22 protein-coding genes are annotated in these 23,042 nt (G+C 54.8%); 11 read left to right on the plus strand and 11 right to left on the minus strand.

The window, feature by feature from the left end; all coding sequences use genetic code 11:
- The 5 genes from B9Z40_RS02575 to B9Z40_RS02595 all read right to left on the minus strand — a co-directional run bounded on the left by B9Z40_RS02575 (position 1) and on the right by B9Z40_RS02595 (position 5,756).
- The gene (locus tag B9Z40_RS02575) at positions 1 to 1,182 is read right to left on the minus strand and encodes an acyltransferase (protein WP_199172472.1); all 1,182 of its coding nucleotides are present in this window, start codon (positions 1,180 to 1,182) and stop codon (positions 1 to 3) included.
- A gap of 16 nt (positions 1,183 to 1,198) precedes the next feature.
- The gene (locus tag B9Z40_RS02580; RefSeq protein WP_100171749.1) at positions 1,199 to 2,152 is read right to left on the minus strand and encodes a nitronate monooxygenase family protein; all 954 of its coding nucleotides are present in this window, start codon (positions 2,150 to 2,152) and stop codon (positions 1,199 to 1,201) included.
- A gap of 34 nt (positions 2,153 to 2,186) precedes the next feature.
- Entirely contained in the window at positions 2,187 to 3,977 is a 1,791-nt protein-coding gene (locus B9Z40_RS02585) for an acyl-CoA dehydrogenase (RefSeq protein WP_100171750.1), read from the minus strand.
- An 88-nt stretch (positions 3,978 to 4,065) separates the two neighbouring features.
- Positions 4,066 to 4,998, minus strand: a complete 933-nt coding sequence (locus B9Z40_RS02590; protein WP_100171751.1) for an electron transfer flavoprotein subunit alpha/FixB family protein — start codon at positions 4,996 to 4,998, stop codon at positions 4,066 to 4,068.
- 2 nt (positions 4,999 to 5,000) lie between these two features.
- Positions 5,001 to 5,756, minus strand: coding sequence for an electron transfer flavoprotein subunit beta/FixA family protein (locus B9Z40_RS02595; protein WP_100171752.1), 756 nt, complete (start codon positions 5,754 to 5,756; stop codon positions 5,001 to 5,003).
- Between the two features lie 291 nt (positions 5,757 to 6,047).
- Here B9Z40_RS02595 and B9Z40_RS02600 point away from each other — a divergent pair, with 291 nt between their 5' ends.
- The 3 genes from B9Z40_RS02600 (at position 6,048) to B9Z40_RS02610 (ending at position 8,930) form a co-directional block, all read left to right on the plus strand.
- A complete protein-coding gene (locus B9Z40_RS02600; protein ID WP_100171753.1) occupies positions 6,048 to 7,067 on the plus strand; it encodes a TRAP transporter substrate-binding protein in 1,020 nt (339 codons plus the stop codon).
- A 91-nt stretch (positions 7,068 to 7,158) separates the two neighbouring features.
- The gene (locus B9Z40_RS02605) at positions 7,159 to 7,641 is read left to right on the plus strand and encodes a TRAP transporter small permease (protein WP_233204759.1); all 483 of its coding nucleotides are present in this window, start codon (positions 7,159 to 7,161) and stop codon (positions 7,639 to 7,641) included.
- Complete coding sequence (locus B9Z40_RS02610) at positions 7,638 to 8,930, plus strand: TRAP transporter large permease (protein ID WP_100171754.1); 1,293 nt, start codon at positions 7,638 to 7,640, stop codon at positions 8,928 to 8,930. Before B9Z40_RS02605 ends, B9Z40_RS02610 begins: the two co-directional genes overlap by 4 nt.
- Before the next feature lie 49 nt (positions 8,931 to 8,979).
- Here the strand turns inward: B9Z40_RS02610 and B9Z40_RS02615 are convergent, their stop codons facing one another.
- The 3 genes from B9Z40_RS02615 to B9Z40_RS02625 are packed head-to-tail and all read right to left on the minus strand — an operon-like array spanning position 8,980 to position 11,958.
- Positions 8,980 to 10,248: a mechanosensitive ion channel family protein gene (locus B9Z40_RS02615; protein WP_100171755.1), complete on the minus strand. Its 1,269-nt coding sequence runs from the start codon at positions 10,246 to 10,248 to the stop codon at positions 8,980 to 8,982.
- Complete coding sequence (locus B9Z40_RS02620; RefSeq protein ID WP_100171756.1) at positions 10,236 to 11,012, minus strand: enoyl-CoA hydratase; 777 nt, start codon at positions 11,010 to 11,012, stop codon at positions 10,236 to 10,238. Before B9Z40_RS02620 ends, B9Z40_RS02615 begins: the two co-directional genes overlap by 13 nt.
- Entirely contained in the window at positions 11,005 to 11,958 is a 954-nt protein-coding gene (locus tag B9Z40_RS02625) for a histone deacetylase family protein (protein ID WP_100171757.1), read from the minus strand. The genes B9Z40_RS02620 and B9Z40_RS02625 overlap by 8 nt, the downstream gene beginning before the upstream one ends.
- 232 nt (positions 11,959 to 12,190) lie before the next feature.
- Between B9Z40_RS02625 and mltB the strand changes: the two genes are divergently transcribed.
- Entirely contained in the window at positions 12,191 to 13,300 is a 1,110-nt protein-coding gene (gene mltB, locus B9Z40_RS02630; protein ID WP_233204760.1) for a lytic murein transglycosylase B, read from the plus strand.
- Positions 13,301 to 13,312: 12 nt separating this feature from the next.
- Positions 13,313 to 13,534 carry a TIGR02450 family Trp-rich protein gene (locus tag B9Z40_RS02635; protein ID WP_100171758.1) on the plus strand — a complete coding sequence of 74 codons (222 nt, stop codon included), beginning with the start codon at positions 13,313 to 13,315 and terminating at the stop codon, positions 13,532 to 13,534.
- Between the two features lie 8 nt (positions 13,535 to 13,542).
- Here B9Z40_RS02635 and B9Z40_RS02640 read toward each other — a convergent pair whose 3' ends face one another.
- The gene (locus B9Z40_RS02640) at positions 13,543 to 14,493 is read right to left on the minus strand and encodes a LysR family transcriptional regulator (RefSeq protein ID WP_100171759.1); all 951 of its coding nucleotides are present in this window, start codon (positions 14,491 to 14,493) and stop codon (positions 13,543 to 13,545) included.
- A gap of 138 nt (positions 14,494 to 14,631) precedes the next feature.
- Here B9Z40_RS02640 and B9Z40_RS02645 point away from each other — a divergent pair, with 138 nt between their 5' ends.
- From B9Z40_RS02645 to B9Z40_RS02670, 6 genes are all read left to right on the plus strand, one after another.
- On the plus strand, positions 14,632 to 15,159 hold the full coding sequence (locus B9Z40_RS02645; RefSeq protein ID WP_100171760.1) for a carboxymuconolactone decarboxylase family protein: 528 nt from the start codon (positions 14,632 to 14,634) through the stop codon (positions 15,157 to 15,159).
- 34 nt (positions 15,160 to 15,193) lie between these two features.
- The gene (locus B9Z40_RS02650; RefSeq protein ID WP_100171761.1) at positions 15,194 to 16,297 is read left to right on the plus strand and encodes an NAD(P)-dependent oxidoreductase; all 1,104 of its coding nucleotides are present in this window, start codon (positions 15,194 to 15,196) and stop codon (positions 16,295 to 16,297) included.
- 39 nt (positions 16,298 to 16,336) lie between these two features.
- The gene (locus B9Z40_RS02655; protein ID WP_100171762.1) at positions 16,337 to 17,320 is read left to right on the plus strand and encodes a tripartite tricarboxylate transporter substrate binding protein; all 984 of its coding nucleotides are present in this window, start codon (positions 16,337 to 16,339) and stop codon (positions 17,318 to 17,320) included.
- 233 nt (positions 17,321 to 17,553) lie between these two features.
- Positions 17,554 to 18,579 (plus strand): tripartite tricarboxylate transporter substrate binding protein, encoded by a 1,026-nt coding sequence (locus tag B9Z40_RS02660; RefSeq protein ID WP_100171763.1) that lies wholly within the window; start codon positions 17,554 to 17,556, stop codon positions 18,577 to 18,579.
- A 36-nt stretch (positions 18,580 to 18,615) separates the two neighbouring features.
- Positions 18,616 to 19,980: an MmgE/PrpD family protein gene (locus B9Z40_RS02665; protein ID WP_100171764.1), complete on the plus strand. Its 1,365-nt coding sequence runs from the start codon at positions 18,616 to 18,618 to the stop codon at positions 19,978 to 19,980.
- Between the two features lie 20 nt (positions 19,981 to 20,000).
- Positions 20,001 to 20,759, plus strand: a complete 759-nt coding sequence (locus B9Z40_RS02670) for an SDR family NAD(P)-dependent oxidoreductase (RefSeq protein WP_100171765.1) — start codon at positions 20,001 to 20,003, stop codon at positions 20,757 to 20,759.
- 73 nt (positions 20,760 to 20,832) lie between these two features.
- On the opposite strand, the gene B9Z40_RS02675 is transcribed toward B9Z40_RS02670, so the two are convergent.
- Positions 20,833 to 21,798: a tripartite tricarboxylate transporter substrate binding protein gene (locus tag B9Z40_RS02675; RefSeq protein ID WP_100171766.1), complete on the minus strand. Its 966-nt coding sequence runs from the start codon at positions 21,796 to 21,798 to the stop codon at positions 20,833 to 20,835.
- Positions 21,799 to 21,801: 3 nt separating this feature from the next.
- On the minus strand, positions 21,802 to 22,812 hold the full coding sequence (locus B9Z40_RS02680; RefSeq protein WP_100171767.1) for a quinone oxidoreductase: 1,011 nt from the start codon (positions 22,810 to 22,812) through the stop codon (positions 21,802 to 21,804).
- Positions 22,813 to 23,042 lie beyond the last annotated feature (230 nt).

Here is a 23,042-nt window from a genome sequence, read left to right on the forward strand (position 1 = left end):
TCAAGTAGCAGGATTCATGATCAAGGCCAGCGCTACGCTGGCCTTGAACACCCCGGCCCAAAACCACCATCGCCACCAAGAAGTTGCTTGACGTTCTACAAAACGGTAGAGCAAACCGCCACAGACTAGTGAGAACAGCAATGCGCTCACCATTCCTAGGAAGTTGGCCCACAAGCCATCGGGCCAACGTGCTGTGACTCCGGCATTGACAGCCAGACTCACTCCAAAATGGATCAAGAAAACCGAATAGGACACCTTGGACAACCACTGCACCGACTGTTTCAAGACCAAGGAACGTACCGACACCCCTGAGAACCAGCGATCAGGTACAGCAATGAGCAAGGAGGCCACACACCAAGCCACCGCCAGCCTTGAGCGAGGCTCAAGCCACCAGGCCACGCCACCCAGCACCAGGAACAAAGCCCAAACTGCCCACCGCTGAATGGTGTCATTTGGCAAAGCCAAGCCCGCCCGCTGTCGGGCTTCCCAAGCCAGCAAACCCAAGCCGTAAGCGCAAAAAAAATACAAGCCATGGTCGTCCAAGTCCGAATGCAAGTTCCACCACCACATGGACGCGCAGGTCAATCCTAACCACATGCCCCAGCGCAAAGCCTGAGCCGAAGGCACCGCCTGAGCAACTCGGCAGACTTTGACCACTATGAGGCTGAGTAGAGCCATTGCATACAACTGAAAGTCAATGGCCACGTACCAGACACCCGCCGACAAGGCTTCCATGTCAAGCAAGTGCTGCAGAAGAAAAAGGTGCGCCAGAGCCTGCCCCCACTCAGGTGCTGCAGACAGACTGGCGTGGTCAAAGTCAGGCCTCACCCATTCGGTAACCAGCACCGTGAAACTGAGCGCAGCCAGCAAAGGAATGACCAAGCGCAAATAACGCTGACTCGCCAACTTTATCGCTTCAGTCAGGTCTAAAAATTCATAACGCGCCAAATGACCAGCCGTAAGAAAACCAGCACAGACCAGAAAAAATTGGACAGCCAGTCGACCCTGGTCATACAGCCAAGCGACAGTAGCGGGCCAAGCTGTGGCCACCACATCGGACATGGGACCGTAAAAAGCCATGTGGTGCAAGACAATCAGCAAACAGCCTGCGGCCTTGATCGCATCGATCAAAAAAGAGCGCCCCGAAGGGCGCTGAGTTTCTGCGGGCAAAGAAATGCTCACGCCTGTTTGCAAGCCATCACAAAGCCAAACGAGCGCGCGCCGCTTGGTACTGGGCCTTGAACTTGGCCACCAGTGCGGCCGTGCTTTGCACGGCATCAATGGCGCCAATGCCTTGGCCGCAGCCCCAGATGTCTTTCCAGGCTTTTTTGGCGTCGCCACCAAAGTTCATCTTGCTCGGATCGGACTCGGGCAGGTTCTCGGGGTCCAGACCTGCTGCGCGGATCGACGGGGCCAGGTAGTTGCCGTGCACACCTGTGAACAGATTGCTCAAGACGATGTCATCCGAGTCGCAGTCCACGATGGCTTGCTTGTAATCGTCTGTGGCTCGCGCCTCTAGGGTCGCAATGAAGGCCGAACCAATGTATGCAAAGTCAGCGCCCATGGCTTGTGCGGCCAAAATCGCGTCGCCTGTGGCAATGGAGCCCGACAAGGCCACCGGGCCATCAAACCACTGTCGGATTTCCTGGATCAGGGCAAATGGGCTCTTAACGCCCGCGTGGCCGCCTGCACCCGCGGCCACAGCGATCAGGCCATCTGCACCTTTTTCAATCGCCTTGTGCGCGTGCTTGTTGTTGATGATGTCGTGCAACACCACACCGCCGTAGCTGTGGGCGGCGGCGTTGATTTCTTCGCGTGCGCCCAACGAAGTGATGATGATCGGCACTTTGTACTTCACGCACATGGCCATGTCGTGTTCCAGGCGGTCGTTGCTCTTGTGCACGATCTGGTTGATCGCAAACGGGGCCGCAGGCTTGTCGGGGTTGGCGGCGTTGTAGGCGGCCAGGGCTTCGGTGATTTCAATCAGCCACTCTTCAAGCTGCGCTGCAGGGCGGGCATTCAATGCAGGCATAGAGCCCACAATACCGGCTTTGCACTGCTCAATCACCAGCTTGGGGTTGCTGATGATGAACAGGGGCGATGCGATGGCGGGGAAAGGCAGATTGGCCAGAACGGGGGGCAGCTTGGACATGTTGTCTCCTAAAAAATTGTTGTTTGAATCCGCATCAGAAAGCGTCAAGTGCCATGGCGGTCACGCTGTTTGCACCCTCGACGATGCTGTCGCGGATGCCTGGGGCTTTGGACAAGATGTGGTCGGCATAAAAACGCGCAGTCACCACTTTAGCAACCATGAATGCGGCGTCTTGCGATTGGGCTTCAGGCGTCAACGCAACCAACAGTGCGCGGCCCAGCTGCCAACCGGCCATCAGGTTACCGGCCAGCATCAGGTAAGGCACGCTGCCTGCGAACACGTCATTGGGGTGGGCTTTGGTGTTGCCCGCTACAAATTCCACCACGTCCACAAAAGCTTCACGGGCTGCTTTGAGGCGTTTGGCGACGGCTTGTGCGTCGGCGTTGCCCGATGCAGCCAATTCCCTTTCGGTCTGAGCCACTTGCGCTGCCAGCGCCTTGGCGGTCTGGCCCCCATCGCGTGCGGTCTTGCGACCCACCAAGTCGTTGGCCTGAATGGCTGTGGTGCCTTCGTAAATGGTCAAAATTTTGGCGTCGCGGTAGTACTGCGCAGCGCCCGTTTCTTCGATAAAACCCATGCCGCCGTGCACTTGAACCCCTAGGCTGGTGACCTCCAGGCTCATCTCGGTGCTGTAGCCCTTGACCAGCGGCACCATGAATTCGTAAAAGGCTGCGTTTTGCTTGCGCACATCGGCATCGGGGTGGTGGTGCGATGCGTCATAAGCAGCCGCAGCAGTAGAGGCCATGGCGCGACAGCCTTCGGTGTAGGCACGCATGGTCATCAGCATGCGGCGCACATCGGGGTGGTGAATGATGGGGCCTGCCGCGGGCAAGCTGCCGTCAACGGGGCGGCTTTGCACGCGGTCACGCGCGTACTGCACGGCCTTTTGGTAAGCGCGCTCGGCAATCGCGATACCCTGCACGCCCACCGCGTAGCGGGCGGCGTTCATCATGATGAACATGTACTCGAGGCCGCGGTTTTCCTGGCCCACGAGAAAGCCAACGCCGCCACCGTGGTCGCCGAACTGCAGCACGGCTGTCGGGCTGGCTTTGATGCCCAACTTGTGCTCAATGCTCACGCAATGCACATCGTTGCGCGCGCCCAGAGAGCCATCGCCATTGACCATGAATTTGGGCACCACAAACAGGCTGATGCCTTTAACGCCTTCGGGCGCGCCCACCACGCGGGCCAGCACCAAGTGCACGATGTTCTCGGCCATATCGTGCTCACCGTAGGTGATGTAGATCTTGGTGCCAAAAATTTTGAACGTGCCATCGGGCTGCGGTTCAGCGCGTGTGCGCACGGCCGCCAGGTCCGAGCCGGCTTGGGGCTCGGTCAGGTTCATGGTGCCGGTCCACTGGCCGGAGATGAGCTTTTCCAGATAAGTGGCTTTGAGTTGATCGGAACCTGCCGTCAGCAACGCTTCGATCGCGCCATCGGTGAGCAAGGGGCACAAGGCAAAAGCCATGTTGGCCGAGTTGAGCATTTCGCCGCAAGCCGCGCCAATGGTTTTGGGCAGGCCTTGACCGCCAAAGTCGGCGGGGTGCTGCAGACCTTGCCAGCCGCCTTCGGCGTACTGTTTGTAGGCATCCTTGAAGCCGGGCGTGGTGGTCACGCCGCTGCCGTTGTGGAAGGATGGGTTTTTATCGCCTTCCCAGTTCAGGGGCGAGATCACGTCTTGGTTGAGCTTGGCGCACTCCTCGAGCACTGCTTGAGCGGTTTCCAAGCCAGCATCTTCAAAGCCTGGAATCTGCGCGATCTGGTCGATGCGGGCCAAATGCTCTATGTTGAAAAGCATGTCCTTGAGGGGGGCGATATAGCTCATGTCTTGTCTCCGATGAAGAGTCCGAGGAAATAGGGGGCGAGTACAAAAAAGACCTCTCTCGGAGGCCTTTTTTGCTGTCGTCAAATCATCACAGTGCGTTGGTCAATTCAGGCACAGCGGCGAACAAATCAGCCTCGAGGCCAAAGTCTGCCACGCTGAAGATTGGGGCTTCGGGGTCCTTGTTGATCGCCACGATCACCTTGGAATCCTTCATGCCCGCCAAGTGCTGGATCGCACCCGAGATGCCGCAAGCGACATACAACTGGGGTGCGACGATCTTGCCAGTCTGCCCCACTTGCAGATCGTTGGCTGCGTAGCCTGCATCGACTGCTGCGCGGCTGGCACCGATGGCGGCGCCCAGCTTGTCGGCCAGGGGCGTCATCACTTCGTTGAACTTCTCGGCGCTGCCCAAGGCACGGCCACCTGACACGATGATCTTGGCGGCGGTCAGCTCAGGGCGGTCGTTTTTGGCAATCTCGCTGCGCGTGAAACTGCTCTTGCCGCTGTCGGCCTGAGCGGCTGCGGCTTCCACAGCAGCGCTGCCACCGGTGGCGGCTGCGGCGTCAAAGCCGGTGGTGCGCACGGTGATGACTTTGGTGCCATCGGTACTTTGCACAGTGGCGATGGCGTTGCCTGCGTAGATCGGGCGCTCGAACGTGTCGGCCGAGATGACTTGGGTCACGTCACTGATTTGAGCCACATCGAGCTTGGCCGCCACGCGAGGGGCCACGTTTTTGCCAGCCGCGGTGGCTGGGAACAGGATGTGGCTGTAGTTGGCGGCGATGGCGAGCACTTGGGCTGCGACGTTTTCGGCCAAGCCGTGGGCCAGGGCTTCACTGTCAGCGTGGATGACTTTGGCAACGCCAGCGATTTGGGCAGCAGCAGCAGCGGCTGCGGCTGCGTTGTGGCCCGCGACGAGCACATGCACGTCACCACCGCATGCGGCGGCAGCTGTCACGGTGTTCAGGGTAGCGCCCTTGATCGAGGCGTTGTCGTGTTCGGCAATAACGAGTGCGGTCATGATCAGATTACCTTTGCAACATTCTTGAGTTTGTCCACCAAGGTGGCGACATCGGGCACCTTGATGCCGGCGCTGCGCTTGGCAGGCTCAGCCACTTTCAAAGTCTTGATGCGGGGAGCCACATCGACGCCCAGGTCTTCTGGCTTGAAGTTATCGAGCTGCTTTTTCTTGGCCTTCATGATGTTGGGCAGCGTCACATAACGCGGCTCGTTCAGGCGCAAGTCGGTGGTCACCACCGCAGGCAAGCTGATGCTGAGCACTTCCAAACCACCATCGATCTCGCGAGTGACTTGGGCTTTGCCATCCACGATTTCCACTTTGGAAGCGAAAGTGGCTTGGGGCAAATCGGCCAAAGCCGCCAACATCTGACCGGTCTGGTTGCAGTCGTCGTCAATGGCTTGCTTGCCCAAAATGATCAGACCGGGTTGTTCTTTATCCACCAAGGCTTTGAGCAGCTTGGCCACAGCCAAAGGCTGCAGGTCCAAGTCGGCTGGGGTCTCCACCAGAATCCCGCGATCGGCACCAATGGCCATGGCGGTGCGCAAGGTTTCTTGGCACTGGGCCACACCACAAGAAACAGCGATCACCTCCGTGGCGAAGCCTTTTTCTTTCAAGCGCACGGCTTCTTCGACGGCAATCTCGTCAAACGGATTCATGCTCATCTTGACGTTGGCAATGTCCACGCCCGAACCATCGGACTTGACGCGCACTTTGACGTTGTAGTCCACGACCCGCTTCACGGGAACCAGAATTTTCATGAAAGCTTCTCCATTGAAAGATCAAAACAGGCAAGGCATGTGGGTATGGCACTGGCCAATTTGCACATTGACGTATACGTCAATTTTGCCTCAAAACAGCGTGTCGAACACGCCATTATCGACAAAAAAGCACGGTCGTTCGAATTTTTTCACATGCCCATAAAGTTTTTTAGAAGGCCGCACAGGACAATTAACCGACCAAAAGGTCGGGAAATCAGGGTAAGCATGGATTCAGTCTCAGTGCGATACCGTTTAGATTATGTTTTGTAACCAATTAAATGGAGCTTCCTCATGAAAAAAACCCTGATTTCCATGGCTGTTGTGGCCTTGTCCAGCTTGACCGGATTTGCCCAGGCTCAAACCGTTTTGACGGTATCTAGCTGGGTTCCACCAACGCACGGCTTGACCGTGGCCCAAAAGGAATGGTGCGACGCACTGACCGCTAAAACGTCCAACCGCGTTCGCTGCAACATCCTGCCCCGCGCAGTCACACCTGCACCGGGTACTTTTGACGCCGTGAAAAACGGCCTGGTGGATGTTTCTTTCACAGTGCATGGTTACACCCCCGGACGTTTTGTGCTGACACAAATGACCGAGTTCCCTTTCTTGGGCGATCGTGCCGAGCCCCTGTCTGTGGCGTTCAACCGCATTGCGAGCAAGCACCCCGAATTCGCTGCCGAACACCAAGGCGTGAAAGTGTTGGGCTATTTCACCCACGGCCCAGGCATCGTGTTCAACACCAAGAAGCCTCTCGAAAAAGTGGAAGACCTCACGGGCCTGAAGTTCCGTGTGGGTGGCGGCATGGTGAACGAAATTTCCAAGGCACTGGACATGAACGTCACCCTCAAACCCGCACCGGACTCCTATGAACTGCTGTCCAGCGGCGTCATGGACGGCACCTTGTTCCCAGCCGAATCGACCGACTCTTTCAAAATCGACAAAATCATCAAGCACGCCACCACGTTCCCAGGTGGCCTGTACAACACCAGTTTTGTGTTCATGATGAACCCGGCCAAGTACAACAGCCTGTCGGCTGAAGACAAGAAAGCGGTCGATGAATTGTCTGGCGACGCCGTGGCCAGCCGTTTTGGCAAATCATGGGACCGCGTGGACGACATCGCCTTGGCCAACATGCAAAAGAACGGCGTGAAGGTCATCAAAGCCAACAATGGCTTCATCAGCGGCGTGACGGTTCGTGTCAGCAAATTGGAGCGCGACTGGGTGCAAGCGGCCAAAGCCAAGGGCCTGAAAGACCCATCCGGTGCATTGTCTGAATTCCGCGCAGAGATCGCCAAATTGCAAAAGCAATAATCAGATGCTTTGTCATGAGCCAAGTCACCGCGGGTGATGAGGCAACGGTACCTGACTGCACATCAGGTACCGTTTTTTTTAGGAGTGTCGTTTGAAAAAATCTCTGGAAATTGTCTGTGGAACTTTGGCAGGACTGGCTTTGTTGGCCATCATGTTGCTGACGTTTTTAGATGTCTCGGGTCGAAAACTGCTGTCTCATTCCATCACAGGGTCTTTGGAATTAACGGAACTGTTGATGGTGGTGGTGATCTTTGGTGCGCTGCCCTTGGTCTCGCTCAAAGGCGAACACGTTGTGTTTGACTCCCTGGACGCCATGTGGCCCGCTTGGTTCAAGCGCTTACAGCGTGCCTTGGTGGACATCGTTTGCGCGGCCTTATTGATGGGACTGGCCTACCTGATGTGGAACACAGGGGGCGAATTCGCGGTCACCGGGGAAACCACGGCTCAACTGAAAATCACCAAAGCCCCCTTCATTCAAGGCATGGGGCTGCTTTGCGGGCTGACCGCCTTGGTTCACCTGGTCAAAGCATTCTGGCCATCTGACGAAGAATCGTCTGAAGGAGGCACCCTGTGACCGAAGCTCTGCTTGGATTTGTCGCCATCTTTGTGCTGGCCCTCATGCGCATGCCTTTGGCTTTTTCAATGGGTCTCGTAGGCATCGTGGGCATTGGCCTGACGCGAGGCTGGATGCCCGCACTGGCCAGTACCGCGCAGGTCGTTCATGAAACCGGTTTTGCCTACACCCTGTCGGTGATTCCTTTGTTCATTCTCATGGGCAACTTCGTCGCCCGGGCAGGTTTGGCCCATGAACTCTTTCATGCGGCCTACACCTTCATCGGCCACCGCAGAGGCGGCCTGGCGCATGCCACCATTGCGGCTTGTGCGGGTTTTGGTGCCATTTGTGGCTCGTCCATTGCCACGGCGGCGACCATGAGCAAGGTGGCCTACCCCTCCATGAAAAAGATCGGTTACAGCGATGCGCTGTCCACAGGCGTGATTGCTGCGGGCGGCACCCTGGGCATCATGATTCCGCCGTCGACCATCATGGTGATCTACGGCATCATTACCGAAACCCACATTGGCAAACTGTTTGCAGCGGGCGTCATTCCTGGCGTCCTGACGGCCATCTTGATGATGGTCGCCGTGGTCATCATGACCTCACGCGACCCCGAACACGCCCCTCCGGGTGAGAAATTCACCTGGGAACAGCGCTGGGCCGCTTTGCGCGGCATTTGGGGCGTTTTGCTGTTGGTGTTCGTGGTGCTGGGTGGCATTTATGGCGGCTTCTTCACCGCCACAGAAGGCGCGGGCATGGGCGCCATGGGTGCATTCTTGTTTGCATTGGCGCGCAAAGCGCTGAGCAAAGAGGTTTTGCTTCAGGTCCTCATCGAATCGGCCAGAACCACCGCCATGCTGTTCACCTTGCTGATTGCCGCCACGATTTTTGCCAACTTCGTGAACTACACCAGCTTGCCTTTTGAACTCAAAGACTGGATCACCGGCCTGGGTCTGTCACCGATCATGATCGTGGGCGCCATGATGCTCATCTATGTGCTGCTGGGCACGGTGATGGAAGAGCTCACCATGGTCTTGCTGACCATTCCCTTGTTCTTCCCCATCGTCGTACAACTGGGTTTTGACCCCGTGTGGTTTGGCGTGCTGATCGTCATGGTCATTCAAATTGGTTTGATCTCGCCACCTGTGGGCATGAACCTCTTTGTGCTCAACACCTTGCTGCCTAAGGTCGGCTTGGGCACCATCTTCCGTGGCGTGTGGCCGCTGGTGCTGGTGCTGGTGATCACGCTGGGCATCTTGCTGGCTTTTCCAAGCTTGAGCTTGTGGTTGCCCTCCATGATGGACTGAGCAATCTGAGCATCAAACCCCAAAGGCACACCCGAAGGTGTGCCTTTTTTCATGCCGACATGTGCACCACCCGCTGCGGAAACGGGATTTCAATGCCATGCGCCTGCAGGGTTTTGAGAATCGCCAAATGGATGTCTGACTTGAGGTTCAGGGGCCCGGTGTCCGAGTCGTCAAACCAATAGTTCACGGTGAACTCCAGTCCATCCGCGCCAAAGTTCGATAAAGCCACCAAGGGCGAAGGCTCGGCCAACACTTTGGGTTGCGCCTGGCAGGCTTGCAGCAGCCAGGCCATGACTTCATCCACAGGGGCGTTGTAAGCCACCGTCACGGTGGTCGACTGCGCGATCTTGGAGTCCGACAAAGACAAATTTTCCACCCGCTGTGTGATCAGCATTTCGTTGGGCACGATCGACTCGCGCCCGTTCGGCGACCGGATGACGGTGTAGCGGGCCTTGATGTCGGTGATGCGGCCTTCAAAACCATCCACCTTGACGTTGTCCCCAATGCGCATGCTGCGCTCGGCCAAGATGACAAACCCGCTGACATAGTTGGCCGCAAGCTTTTGCAGGCCAAAGCCGATGCCCACACCCACGGCACCGCCCAGCACCGACAAAGCGGTCAAATCGATGCCCACCGACGACAGCGCCAACAGCAGGCCCACAAACATGAGCAAGGCCCGCACTGTGTTGCTGATCACTTTGCGCAAAGACAAATCGCTGCCCGTAGCGGACTTGAGCAAGCGTGACTCCAAGGCCGCGGAAATCCATAGGGTCACGATCAAGACCAAGCCTGCCGTCAGCGCACCTTCCAACAACGTGCGCACCGACAACATGGAGCTGCCCACCTTCCAGCGGATCTGGTCCAACTCATCCAGGATCAAGGGCAACACACCCGTGACCCAGAACACCACCGCCAACCAGGCGATCCAGGAAATCGTGCGCTCCAATACCCGCACAAATGGCGCTTCGTTGAAGGCCACCTGCAAGACCTTGACCCCCAAACGGATCACGGCCAGCGAGATGCACACGGGCAACAAAATACCGAACATCGGGTTTGGATGCTCATCGGTCAACAAGGTACGCGCTACAAAGGTCAAGCCGAGTAACAGGCTTGGAAACAAAACCCCGTCAATCAAGCGCTTGCCCAGCAAAACCGACAAGGCCTGCTCTGCAAACGTTTTGCGAATACCCCAAACCATCACCCAAGATAGCACCACACAAACCGCAAACGCCATCAGCACTTGAAGCGACTCGGCGCGGGCCAAGGCGCTCAACCACGCCAAAGGGTCAGCAATGTTCAAAGATTTCAAACCCGCCATGACGGTGTCCTTTTGTCGATGAAGGCCTGAACGCCTTCTTGGGCCACAGCGTCCATCATGTTGCAAGCCATGGTTTGGCCAGCCAATTGGTAGGCGGCTTCGATGCCCATTTCGCGCTGTTGGTAAAACAAGGCCTTGCCCAAGCGAACCGCCTCACGGGGCTTGGCCAAAATAGCTTGGACCAAGTCGTCTACCTGCGAATTCAGTTCATCGGCCGCGCAAACCCGATTCACCAGACCACGGCGACACGCCTCGTCGGCGGATATGAAGCCACCCGTCAGCAGCATTTCCATCGCTTGCTTGGCGTGCATGTTGCGCACCAGCGGCACGCTGGGCGTGGCGCAAAACAGACCCACATCGATGCCGTTCACCCCAAAGGTGGCGCTGTCTGCCGTCACAGCCAAATCGCATTGCGCCACCAGCTGGCAACCGGCCGCCGTAGCCAAGCCCTGCACACGGGCGATCACGGGCACTGGCAACTTTTGGATTGCCAGCATCATGCGGGTGCATTGGGCGAAGAGTTTTTGGTAATAAGCCAACTCGGGCTGGGCCCGCATTTCTTTCAAATTGTGACCAGCGCAAAAAGCCTTGCCCGTTGCGCCCAGCACCACCACACGGGCCTGCTCGTCTTGCGCAATTTGGTCCAAACTTTGCTGCAATGCCGTGAGCATGTCCTCGCTCAAAGTGTTGAAGCTGGCGGGGCTGTTGAGCGTGAGGCGGTGAACACCCTTCGCATCGCGTTGGTGCAAAAGTAAATCAGACATCTGCCAACACCCGCAAATGGGCCTCCACACTTCGGCCCAGAGCACTGAGGTTGTAGCCGCCTTCCAAACAACTGACAATGCGCCCCTTGGCATGGCGCAAGGCCACGTCCTTGATGCGTTGCGTGATCCAAGCGTAGTCTTGTTCTACCAAGCCCATTTGGCCCATGTCGTCTTCGCGGTGGGCGTCAAATCCGGCGCTGATGAAAATCATCTCTGGCTTGTGGGCATCTAGGCGGGGCAGCCACATCATGTCGATCAGCTCCCGAATGTCCATGCCCTTGGTGTAGGCCGGAACAGGCAAATTGACCAAGTTGCTGGCGCTTGATTGAGAGCCGCCTTCCGGGAAAAACGGATGCTGGAAAAAGCTCACCATCAAAATGCGCGGATCGCCCGCCACGATGTCCTCGGTGCCATTGCCATGGTGCACATCAAAGTCCACGATGGCCACACGCTTGAGGCCGTGGCGCTCCAACGCGTATTTGGCCGCAATCGCCACATTGTTGAAGAAACAAAAACCCATGGCTTTGTCACGGCAAGCGTGGTGTCCTGGGGGACGCACAGCGCAAAAAGCGTTTTCGAGCTCACCCGCCAGCACCGCGTCGGTCGCATCAATGGCCGCGCCCGCCGACAGCAATGCCGCATCCCATGTGTGGGCGTTGATCATCGTGTCCGGGTCAATGGAAGTGTGGGTCGGCCCACCTGCGGCCATGTCTTCGCGCAAGGCATCACCCAAACCTCGCATCGCGGCCACATGCAGGCGGCCATGGGCCAATTCAATGTCGCCCAAAGAAGCAGGGCGAGGCTCTCTGCGCTGCAGCGCCATGTCCAAGCCACTGATGAGCAAACGGTCTTCGATGGCGCCCAGCCGCTCAGGGCATTCGGGATGGCCCGGACCCATCTCGTGTTTCCAAAATGTGGGGTGTGAAAAATAAGCTGTCGCGCCCATAAGGCTTGTCTTCCTGCATGCTCAGCGCTAAGCGCTGTTGGTTTTCTAGAACACTGCCATTTTTTTGAGTTTCAGCTTATCACGCCTGCCAAACGAACTGCGAATACAGGTTTGACGCGATTAAACTGAAAGCCGCATGAAAATTCACACCCCATTTTTTCGATCAAGCCCGGCGCTTCGGCTGAAAGCGTTTTTCACCTTTTTGATGTGTCTTTTCCTGTTGACGGTCTGGATGAACACGGCTCAAGCACAAACCACCGAGAAAAAAGCCAACAAAACCGGCAAAAGTATTCAACAAGTACAAAAGAAACCCAAGAAGAAAACCAAAGCCAGCGCCCACAAACACGCACCCAACAGCCCATCGTCTTCGGCTACCACGTCTCGACTGAACGTCAACCCTGAAGTGGCAACCTGGCTACAAGACGCCTCAAGCCGCTTGCAACTCGACCCTGCCTGGGCAGAAAAAACCATGGCCCAAGCCCAGCGCTTGCCCTTGGTTGAAAAATTGGTGTTGCCCCCCGCCAGCCCTGTGGCCAAAGACTGGGGCGCTTACCGGGCGCGCTTCATCGAGCCGGTGCGGATTCAAGCGGGTTTGCGGTTTTGGCAAAAACACAAAACCACACTGGAGCGGGTCGAACGCGAATACGGCGTTCCAGCATCCATCATTGTTGGCATCATTGGCGTCGAAACGCTTTATGGGCAAAACACCGGTAACTTTCGCGTGCTGGACGCCTTGGGCACCCTGGCCTTTCATTTTCCGCAGGCACACCCCAGAGCCGCTGAACGCCAAGCCTTCTTCCGCAGTGAGTTAGAGCAGTTTTTGCTACTGAGCTCGCGCAGCGGCACAAACCCCACGGCCATCCGAGGTAGCTATGCAGGCGCTTTGGGCTTGCCGCAATTCATGCCCTCCAGTTGGTCCAAATTTGCAGTGGATTTTGATGGCGATGGCCGCATCGACCTGTTTGGCAGCCCTGCCGACGCGATTGGTTCGGTGGCCAACTACTTCAAGGCCTTTCAGTGGCGACCTGGCATGCCAACGCATTACCCCGTGACCCTGACCCCTGGCCAAACCGACATGGACAGCCTGATGGCCCCGGACATCTTGCCCACTTTCAGTGTGGCCAGTTTTATGGCCAAAGGTGCTGCACTTGAAGGTCGGGCGCTCACGCACGCGAGGCCACTCGCCTTGATCGAGCTTCGCAACGGCATCAACCCACCAAGCTATGTCGCGGGCACCGAAAACTTTTATGCCATCACCCGCTACAACTGGTCCAGCTACTACGCCATGGCGGTGATCGAGCTGGCCGAGGCGGTGGCGCGTGAAATGCTTGTCAAGCGCTGAGGTATTCGACCTATGAATCCCCTGAACCCCAAAAAACTGCTGCTGACCAAATGGACGGCGGTCAAACCTGTGGCCAAGCAAAAGCACTTTTTGGTCAGCCGGGTGATCAAACCTGAGTTGCCCACCGACCCGATTGAATCGGTGGAACTGGAGGCGGTGTTTTCCAAGGCTGTTCAGGTTCTTGCTTGGCGTGAATTGCAGGATGACAGCGTTTGGCGGCAGGGCTGGGTTTGAGTGAGCAGTTAACGGGTTGATTTAGAGTCCCGCAATCTTTTAGCAATTTCTAAAATCACATTTCGAAACCACATATGCCCGGGGTCGCGATGGCTGAGTTCGTGCCAATACATGCTGATGTTGGGATCCGGCAGTTTGAAAGGTGGCTGAACCTTTTTGATGGAAAGCGTTGCAATTGCTTCGTCAGCAATTCGTGTCGGGACCGTTGCGATCATGTCCGTCGCGGCAACCACAGCCGGCACGATCAAAATGTTGGGTACCCGGATGGATTGAGTCAGGTGATCCCTTCCACTCGCCAGAGCCAGACTGACAGTCGCCTCTATAGTTCTGTGAGACATCGACTCCGCACCCCACAGGACGTGGGGATACTTCAGGTACTGTTTCATGGTGATGCGGGCACCGATTTCAGGGTGCTTGGCATTGACGATACAGCATGTGCTCTGAGGATAGACCACCGTCATGCGCAGGTCTGGCGGCGGCTGAAGGATGTTGCTGATTGTGACGTCACACGCTTGGTCACGTAACGCCTCCACCGTATGCCTCATGTCGGATGGCTGCACGGAAAGGCCGACCCGAGGGGCATGTTCACGCAAATAGGCTGCAATAGGCGGCGTGAACAGCAAGGCCAGGCCCTCCGTCGTCAGGATGCGGAACTGACGATTGGAGGTCGCGGGGTCAAAGTCTGCGCTTTGCACACGGTTTGGCTCAAGCAATTCAAGCGCTATGCGTACACGCTTCGCAAGCTCCAGAGCCTTAGGCGTAGGCACCATCCCTTTTGCAGTCCGAACGAGCAAAGGGTCGTCGAACAGCTTCCTAAGTCTTGATAGTGCAGCACTCATTGTGGGCTGCCCAATATTCATTCGAGCTGCAGCTCGCGAGACGTGGCGCTCTTGAATCAAAACCTCGAACTGGGAGAGAAGTTGAAGATTGATGGGTGGCAGACTGGAATTATTGGCCATGGCGAGTCTATAAATGCAAAATAACCACTATTGATATAAATCGATAATACTATTTAACATGCACTATCGCTAATGCACAGATAACTTGCTTAAATTCGTCAATAGCAAACTTTCGAGCCGACTTAAGGGAAGCCAAACATGGCCAGAATTTCATACGTGCAAGAGAGTACGCATCCTGAACTCGCTTCAGTCATTCAGACAATTCGGGAACAACGCCGTGGAAAATTAATTCCTGTCTATGGCTTGCTACTTCACACCCCCGAAATAGCGCAAGCTTGGATGGGTTTTATCAATGCTGTCCGGTGGAAAAATACACTCACCGCACGATTGCGGGAAATCGTCATCCTGCGTGTGGCGGTGCTCAATCATGCGGCTTATGTCATCGATGTACACCGTCAACATTTTGCGGTTGCCGACGGTTTGACTGCCGCAGAGTGCGATGCACTGCTTGAAACGCAAATAGTCGATTCAACATTTTCCGCATTAGAACTGGCAGTGATTGATTACGTCGATGCATTGACGCTTACCGCACAAGTACCTGAAATCGTTTTCGAGCAGGTCAAACGCTCCTTCGATGAACGTCAGTTGGTTGAACTCTCCGTGTTGACTGGGGCTTACAACATGCACACCCGCGTGCTCAATGCACTGCAAGTAGACAACGAGTAGCGTTTGCTCAGTTCACTTTTAACCAGGAAAAAAATTGCCAAAGCTTCCAAAAATCATTGTCGAAATGGATGTTTTTACGCGACTTTTCGATGTCATCCTCAATAAAAACTGCAACCAAGATCTTGTCGCAGCATTTGCCGATTTTTTTGCACATGACGTTCCGGATTTCGAAAGCTGGCTGAACCAAGTTCGTCAACAGTGCGTTCGGATAAACCCTGCTTCAATTGTCTTCGTCGACTCGGCAGATGAACTACGCCGCGAGCTTCCCGATGCAGTCGCCGTGGTCGTCGAATCGCTTCAGATTGGAGAGGCCGAATTAAACTTGGCCCCTGAGCTACTCGCTGTTCAGAAGTTTGGATTCGTCACGCGCAACATTGACCTCGATGCTTGCGCACGACGCAATGTCGATGTCCTAACCTTGCGCAGGCGTGCCAACATGGCTTGCGCGGAGCAAGCGATGATGATGATGCTCGCATTGGCTAAGCGCTTACCTGAACTCAATGGCCGGACGACGATGAAGCGTCTACAGGATGCCGGCTTCAAGCCTGCGCCTTTTGATCGCCGCTATGCGCCCAACTCGAATTGGGCGCGCGTATCGGGTATTTCAATGCTCTACGGGGCGACCTTGGGGATCATTGGACTTGGGGAAATCGGACGCGAGTTGGCTTTACGCGCTCATGCGTTCGGCATGAAAATTATTTATACACAACGAACGCAACTCGACCGCGCGACCGAAGAGGCACTCCATGTTGAATATCGCAATATGGATAGCCTTCTGCGCGAAAGTGACTGGCTGGTGCCACAACTGCCAACATCGCCGTCTACGGAAGGACTCTTAGATGCTGAAAAGTTGTCCAAGATCAAAAAAGGTGCCCGTCTTGTCAACGTGTCGCGAGCTCAAGTTATGGACAAAAACGCCGTCCTCGCTGCACTAGAAAGCGGTGCCCTCGGAGGATTTGCACTGGACACACTTTGGTCGGAACCGGGATCGGAAGACGATCAACTTCTGAGTTTTTCCAATGTAATCTTGACACCCCATATGGCTGGGAGTCCACGGTTTAACGCGACCGCTGATTTTGAAGAAATGATCGTAAAACTCGATCAGGTTCTGAGTCTTCGAACAGCGAAATATTCTTAGTTATACGCGTGGACAACTGCTGTAAAGGAAAAGTAAATCATGATTAAACATTTTTTAAGTTCACTGTCTTATGTTTTCGCACTCACCGCTGCAGCCTTCAGCGCTCAGGCCATCGCACAAGAGGCGTGGCCAAGCCGTGCTATCCGGCTCGTCGTTCCTTTCCAAGCGGGTAGCGCCACAGACGCTGCAGCTCGGGTTGTTGGCAGCAAGCTGTCAACTCTGTTGCAGCAAACCGTCATCATCGACAATCGAGTCGGTGGTAGCGGTTTAATTGGTGCCGCAGCCGTTGCACGAGCTCCAGCGGATGGCTACACCATCCTGCTTGGAACGGTCAGTACACAGGTTGTCAGCGTCATCCTCAATCCCAAACTTTCTTTCGATCCAGAAAAGGACCTCGAACCTGTCGGATTGATCGGCACATCCCCCTATGTACTGGTGAGCTCCAGCAAGTCTGCGGCAAGAGACATTCAAGGGTTGATCGCTGAAGCACGCGCCAAACCTGGCAACCTCACCTACGCTTCGGCCGGAACGACCAGCATGGCCAACTTTGTGGCGCAACTGTTCTCGTCCAAAGCGGAAGTTCAACTAACTCATGTGCCTTACAAGAGCTCGGCTCAGGCTGTCGTAGACACCATCAATGGGACTGTCGGTTTGCAGTTCGGAACAGTTATGCCTGTGTTAACCCATATCAAGAGTGGATCACTCAAGGCGTTTGCAGTAACCGGTACGAAGCGCCTCGCGCTGCTTCCCGATGTGCCGACTCTCAGCGAGGTGGGGTTGCGCGGTTTTGACGTCGGATTGTGGATGGGGCTGTTTTCGCCCAAGGGAACACCGGTTCAAGTGCTCGAAAAGTTATCCGCTGCTCTGTCTGCAACGCTGAGCGATGCGGAAGTGCAGAAAGCATTCCTCGCTCAGGGGATAGAAATATCGCCCATTCGTCGTGAGGAATTTGCCAAGTTCGTGCGTGCTGAAACAGGTAAGTGGAGCCAAGTCGTTAAAACTGCAGGCATTACAGAAGAATAATTTGGCAAATACTAATTTCTCATATCAGGTCAAGACTTGTCTTGATGTCAACAACTCCCCTCGCCATGGAATAACCTCGCATGGCGTGAGCTGCAAAACGATGAAGTCTGGCGGCGGAGTTAGGTGTGAGGCAATTTCACCGCCACCAGAGAACCAGATTTACCCTGATTGAGAAAACTGTCTTTCTATGTAGCATCTCTGTGATAAGCACATTCAAGATCAACGGAGACACTATGCAGGCTCAAAATGGCTCAACGTTCCTCAAGCATCGAAGAATCTTTTCTTTGAGTTTATTGTCTTGTGTTCTCAGCTTCGCTTTACCCCAAACAGCACAAGCTCAAGACATCAAGCCCTTGGCCAATAAGAAATTGAGATTGGTTGTGCCCTTTTCTCCGGGCGGTGGCGTGGACGGGTTGGCGAGAGCCGTTGCTGAAAACTTGACACGCAATGCGGGTGCAGCAGTGATTGTTGAAAACAAGCCTGGTGCAGGTGGGAACATCGCAGCGGTTCAAGTAGCCAAATCACAGGTCAGCTCGTCGGGTGAACTGCAATTGCTGGTGACAAGTGTGAACCACTATGCCAATCCCGTGATGGTCAAAAACTCTGGGTATGACGCATACAAAGATTTTGTACCTGTTGCCTATTTGTGCACTTTCCCATATGCCTTCATCGTTCCCAGTGAAAGTAAATACAACTCATTGCCAGAATTTCTTGCCGCCGCCCGCCAAACACCCCAAACGCTTTCTTGGGCATTTGGGGGCAACGGCAGCTTGGGACATTTCTTAGGTGTTGCGATGGAGCAATCGGCCAAAGTCAAAGGCGTTCCAGTCGCATACAAAGGCGGACCAGACCTGCTTTCTGCCTTGGCCAGTAAACAAGTTGATATGGCCATCATGTCTGTCCAAAGTTCCACACCTTTGGTTAAACAAGGCCGCCTCAAGTCATTGGCCGTCGCAGGCCATGTGCGCAACAAAGTCACACCCAATGTTCCTGCGGTGAATGAAGCATTGCCAAATTACCCCAACATCGTTGGTTTCGTTGCACTTTACGCACCTGTCAACACCCCACCTGCACTATTGACTCAGCTTCATGCAGAGATGAACAAGATTTTGGTTTCTGACGAATACAAAAAACGACTTGACTCAGATGGTTCAACAGCCGCAGTGTTTCCAACACTCGAGGCCCTCAAAGTGTTCTTTGAAAATGATGGCCAACAATGGGAAGCTCTCACACGAAGCGCTGGCTTGAAGGTTGAATAAATTCAGCCCACATCTTTATCCATCGACAACAACACCATGACTCAAATCACCAACAAGCTTTGCCAATTTCTTGATGAAGCCAGATCTGTGCAATTGGATGAACGCACCATTGAGAAAGCCAAACACCACATTGTCGACAGCATTGCAGCCATGATTTCTGGCACGGCTTTGCATGTGGGTGAAAAGGCGTTGAATGCGCTTCCAGCATTTGAAGGTCTGCCTGAGGCCACCGTATTTGGACAAAGCAAGCGCTACCCGGCTTATTGGGCTGCCATGTTCAATGCGATGTTGGCACATGCCGACGAAACAGATGACTCTCACGAAACATCCATCACCCATCCTGGCTGCGGCATCGTTCCAACCGCCATGGCCATGGCACAAAGAGAGAGAAAAGGCGGCATGGATTTCATTCGTGCAGTGTGTGCTGGCTACGACGTGGGGCCGCGCATCACGGAAGCATTGGGTGCCATGGCGTTGAACAATGCGGGCACTTCTTCACATGCCATGGGTGCAATATTTGGCTCAGGGGCTTGTGCGAGTGTTTTGGCTGACTTTGACAGCGCACAAGTGAGGCGGTCAATTTCATACTTGGCTCACGAATCTTCTGGCTTAGGATGCTGGATGGCAGAGCACGACCATGTGCAAAAGGCTTATGTGTTTGGTGCGATGGGGGCCAAAAATGCCATCACTGCCACGGTTTTGGTGCAGTCTGGATGGACCGGATTGGATGAAGCGCTGGAAGGTCCTCGCACTTTGTTTCAAGCGCGTGCCCAGCCCGCAAAAGGCCGCAGCATGGACCCACCCATGGTATTGGGACATGAGATTTTGGGGTCGAACATCAAAAAATGGTGCGTGGGTTCACCTGCCCAAGCACCATTGGATTGCGTGCAAGCTTTGCTTCCAACACTGCCCAAAATGGATCAAATTCAATCCATCGTTGTGGAAATTCGGTCAGACGAAGCCTTCATTGTGGACAACCGGGATATGCCCAATATTTGCCTACAACACTTGGTGGCGCTTTATTTGGTTGATAGAAAACTTACATTTGACTCAGTTCACAATGCTCAGCGAATGGATGACCCCAAAGTTCGAGAAACCCGCAGCAAAATTCAATTGATAGCGAGCGAGTCTTTGATGAAGTCTGGCGGTCGACAAGCCATAGTGACCATCACGACGCATGAAGGGCAGACCTTGTACAAGCATGTTCAGCATGTCCGCGGCACTTGGGGAGATCCAATGCCCAGATCTGAAATTCACGAAAAAGCCAAAGACTTATTGGAACCCGTTTTGGGAACAGCCTCAGCCGATGCTTTGCTCAGTTCTCTGTGGAATCTTGAGCACCTGGATGCGACTGCGCTCGACCAACTGATTCATTCGGCACAAGCTGCCGCCGCCACTTAATATTACCGTTTTAATTCATCATGAACGCCATATTGCCACTTAGCGGAAGAACTGCCTTGGTTACCGGAGGAACGCGCAACATTGGACGAAGTGTTGCGCTGCAGTTGGCAAAAATGGGTGCCAATGTCTGCATCAACAGTCGTCAGGTTGATACAGATTCTGCGCAAACCATTCAACTGCTTCAACAGTTCAATCCCAATGCATTGCATGTTCCGACAAGCATTGCGCATGAGGAAAATGTCACTCAATTAGTGGATCAAACCAGAGCACACTTTGGTGGCGTTGATATTTTTGTTCATTGCGCAGGCATTCGAAGAGTTAACTCGCTTCTTGATACTTCTTTAAAAGAATGGCGAGAGGTGATGGCGACGAATTTAGATGCGGCTTTTCTGTGCAGCAAAGCCGTCGTACCCCATATGCAAGCCAACAAAGGGCGCTTGATCTATGTGTCTGGCGTATCGGCTTTCAGGGGGTCTAGCCACAGAGCCCATGTGGTTGCGTCAAAAGCTGCCTTGGTAGGTTTGGCGCGATCGCTGGCCATTGAGCTGGGCGAACAGCAAATCACGGTGAACTGTATTGCACCTGGCCCCATCGACACGGTCAGGGCACCCGAAACTGGCAACATTCCCCATCACCCTTATGGCATGGAAACCATGTTGGGGCATAAAGGCGAATCGCACGATATTGCCGCCATGGTGGGCTTCTTAGCCTCAGACGATGGCAAATTCATCACAGGGCAAGTGATGCATGTGAATGGCGGCATGCACTTTGGTGCGTAACGCAATTCGCTGCGATGGCGCGGCGCTGATTGTGTGGGCTGCAGTCTTGGTTGTGATGAGACTTCGGGTGTTTTCAGTCGGCCGTGATGTTTGCACTTTTCACAGTTTTGCCCCACAACTCAAAATCGGATTTGATCCGTTCTGCCGTTTGCTGTGGCGTCATCGGCATAGGGTCATAGCCTTCCCGTTTGATGGCCGCGATCACTTCCGGGTCTTTCAAAACGCTGGCCAATGCAGGGACCCATTTGTCCATCACCTCTTTGGGCAGACCGGCAGGTCCGACAATGCCAAACCAAATACTGGCATCAAATCCTGGAAATCCCGCTTCGGCCATGGTGGGAACATCGGGGAACATGCTGCTGCGTTTGCTGGACGAGTCTGCCAAAGCGCGTAATTTGCCCGCTTGAATCTGAGAGGATGCCGAGCCCAATGACGAAAACAACACGGGCACATGACCACCGAGCAATTCGGTGATGGCGGGGCTCCCCCCTTTGTAAGGAATGTGGCCAATGTCCAGTTTCGCGGCGGCTTTGAATTGCTCACCTGCAAGGTGACCCACGCCACCTACCCCCGAGGTGCCGTAACTCCAATTTTTTGGATCTTTTTTAGCCAATTCAACCAAAGACTTCATGTCGGTCGCTTTGGAAGTGGGCAAAACCACCACCACGACGCCACCACCCCCGACCATCGAGATGGGTGTGAAACTGTTCAGAGGGTCATAGCCGAGTTTACGCATGTGTGGCAAGATCGTCATGGGCCCTGAGTCCGTGATGTGCAAGGTGTAACCATCGGCAGGGGCTTTGGCTGTTATTTCAGCGGCCAGTGCAGCCCCAGCACCAGGCTTGTAATCGATCACAAATGGCTGCTTAAAAAGTCGGGCCAAGCGATCGGTAATGGGACGTACCAATTTATCAGCCGCGCCGCCAGGCGCATATCCAACCACCATGCGAATGGGTTTTTCCGGGTACTCGGCTTTGGCGGGCGAGACCAATGCAGCCATGCAGAAGGTGGTCGTCAAAAGGGTTTTGAGCAGATGCATGATTCACTCCTGTGGATTGATGAGGTCGTCCGGAATCAAAACAATGGCGCCTTGCGTGGTTCGACTTTCAAGCAAGCGATGTGCCTCGCTGGCCAGACTCAGGGGGAGCACGCTTTCAATGTCCAGGCGTATCGTAGGGTCGCCCAAAATGTCGAAGGCCTCTGCACTCATGGCGAGCATGTCCTCACGGTTGGCAATGTAGGTGCGCAATGTAGGACGGCAGACCCACAGCGACTTGCTGTGCAGGTCCTGCAAAGCGAACCCCTCAACTTGGCCTGATGCGGTTCCAAAGTTGACCACCAACCCCTTGGGCTCCAAACATTTCAGGGAGCCCTCAAAAGTGTCTTTTCCGACGGAGTCAAACACCACACTCACGCCCTGACCCTGTGTGATGCGATGCACTTCGGAAACAAAATCCGCGTCTCGGTAATTGATGGCGAAATCAGCACCCAGTGCCAATGCGGTCTTGACCTTGATTTCACTGCCTGCTGTGGCCAAAACCACCAATCCCAAACGCTTGGCCCATTGCACCAAAATTTGACCCACGCCTCCGGCAGCGGCATGAACCAATACACGGGTGCCCGGGTTGAGCATGCGCATTTGTTTGAGCAAGTATTGACATGTGAGTGCCCGAACCAACCCGGCAGCCAACCGAACATCGTCTACACCATGATCTACGGGAATGAGTCGATCTGCCGCCACCGCCACATGGGTACTGTAACTGCCCACACCTGCGTTGGTGTAAGTGACTTTTTGACCGAGTTGCAGGTCCTTGATTTGTGCCCCCAAAGCGATGACTGTGCCCACCGCATTGATGCCAGGCACAAAGGGGGGCTGGGGGTTATGTGAATGGGCTTGCCCCGCACGCAAATAAATATCGACAAAGTTAACGCCAATGGCTGTATGGGCCAAAACCACCTGGTGGGGAGCTGGCGTTGGTATATCAATCGAACGCTTTTGAATAACTTCTGGTCCGCCTATGGCCGTGACCTGCATTTCAAACGGAGATGCCATTTTGCTTTCCAGAAAATGAAGTCATGACTCAAGACCGTCTTGGTAAAGATGTGCAAGGCTCATCATTTGCAAAGTGTATTCAGACCCATAGTCAAAACTGTCGCCTAGCGGACTTTCGTCGGAATGCACCTTTGATCCAGTCATGGTTTCAATGACTTATCCCCCCCGCTAGGGTCGACTGTCGCACGGGTAACTTTTGAGCACCCCGATGAGGAACATACTTGAAGGCC

It is taken from the genome of Limnohabitans sp. 15K (assembly GCF_002778285.1).
Lineage (GTDB): Bacteria > Pseudomonadota > Gammaproteobacteria > Burkholderiales > Burkholderiaceae_C > Limnohabitans_A.

Bases quoted from the DNA above. Each gene is read 5' to 3' on its own strand.
- mltB (WP_233204760.1), top strand. From the start codon at position 12,191: ATGAACACGGCTCAAGCACAAACCACCGAGAAAAAAGCCAACAAAACC.
- B9Z40_RS02655 (WP_100171762.1), top strand. From the start codon at position 16,337: ATGATTAAACATTTTTTAAGTTCACTGTCTTATGTTTTCGCACTCACC.
- B9Z40_RS02670 (WP_100171765.1), top strand. From the start codon at position 20,001: ATGAACGCCATATTGCCACTTAGCGGAAGAACTGCCTTGGTTACCGGA.
- B9Z40_RS02640 (WP_100171759.1), bottom strand. From the start codon at position 14,493: ATGGCCAATAATTCCAGTCTGCCACCCATCAATCTTCAACTTCTCTCC.
- B9Z40_RS02665 (WP_100171764.1), top strand. From the start codon at position 18,616: ATGACTCAAATCACCAACAAGCTTTGCCAATTTCTTGATGAAGCCAGA.
- B9Z40_RS02675 (WP_100171766.1), bottom strand. From the start codon at position 21,798: ATGCATCTGCTCAAAACCCTTTTGACGACCACCTTCTGCATGGCTGCA.
- B9Z40_RS02615 (WP_100171755.1), bottom strand. From the start codon at position 10,248: ATGGCGGGTTTGAAATCTTTGAACATTGCTGACCCTTTGGCGTGGTTG.
- B9Z40_RS02625 (WP_100171757.1), bottom strand. From the start codon at position 11,958: ATGGGCGCGACAGCTTATTTTTCACACCCCACATTTTGGAAACACGAG.
- B9Z40_RS02660 (WP_100171763.1), top strand. From the start codon at position 17,554: ATGCAGGCTCAAAATGGCTCAACGTTCCTCAAGCATCGAAGAATCTTT.
- B9Z40_RS02595 (WP_100171752.1), bottom strand. From the start codon at position 5,756: ATGAAAATTCTGGTTCCCGTGAAGCGGGTCGTGGACTACAACGTCAAA.
- B9Z40_RS02580 (WP_100171749.1), bottom strand. From the start codon at position 2,152: ATGTCCAAGCTGCCCCCCGTTCTGGCCAATCTGCCTTTCCCCGCCATC.
- B9Z40_RS02645 (WP_100171760.1), top strand. From the start codon at position 14,632: ATGGCCAGAATTTCATACGTGCAAGAGAGTACGCATCCTGAACTCGCT.
- B9Z40_RS02590 (WP_100171751.1), bottom strand. From the start codon at position 4,998: ATGACCGCACTCGTTATTGCCGAACACGACAACGCCTCGATCAAGGGC.
- B9Z40_RS02680 (WP_100171767.1), bottom strand. From the start codon at position 22,812: ATGGCATCTCCGTTTGAAATGCAGGTCACGGCCATAGGCGGACCAGAA.
- B9Z40_RS02585 (WP_100171750.1), bottom strand. From the start codon at position 3,977: ATGAGCTATATCGCCCCCCTCAAGGACATGCTTTTCAACATAGAGCAT.
- B9Z40_RS02635 (WP_100171758.1), top strand. From the start codon at position 13,313: ATGAATCCCCTGAACCCCAAAAAACTGCTGCTGACCAAATGGACGGCG.
- B9Z40_RS02600 (WP_100171753.1), top strand. From the start codon at position 6,048: ATGAAAAAAACCCTGATTTCCATGGCTGTTGTGGCCTTGTCCAGCTTG.
- B9Z40_RS02620 (WP_100171756.1), bottom strand. From the start codon at position 11,012: ATGTCTGATTTACTTTTGCACCAACGCGATGCGAAGGGTGTTCACCGC.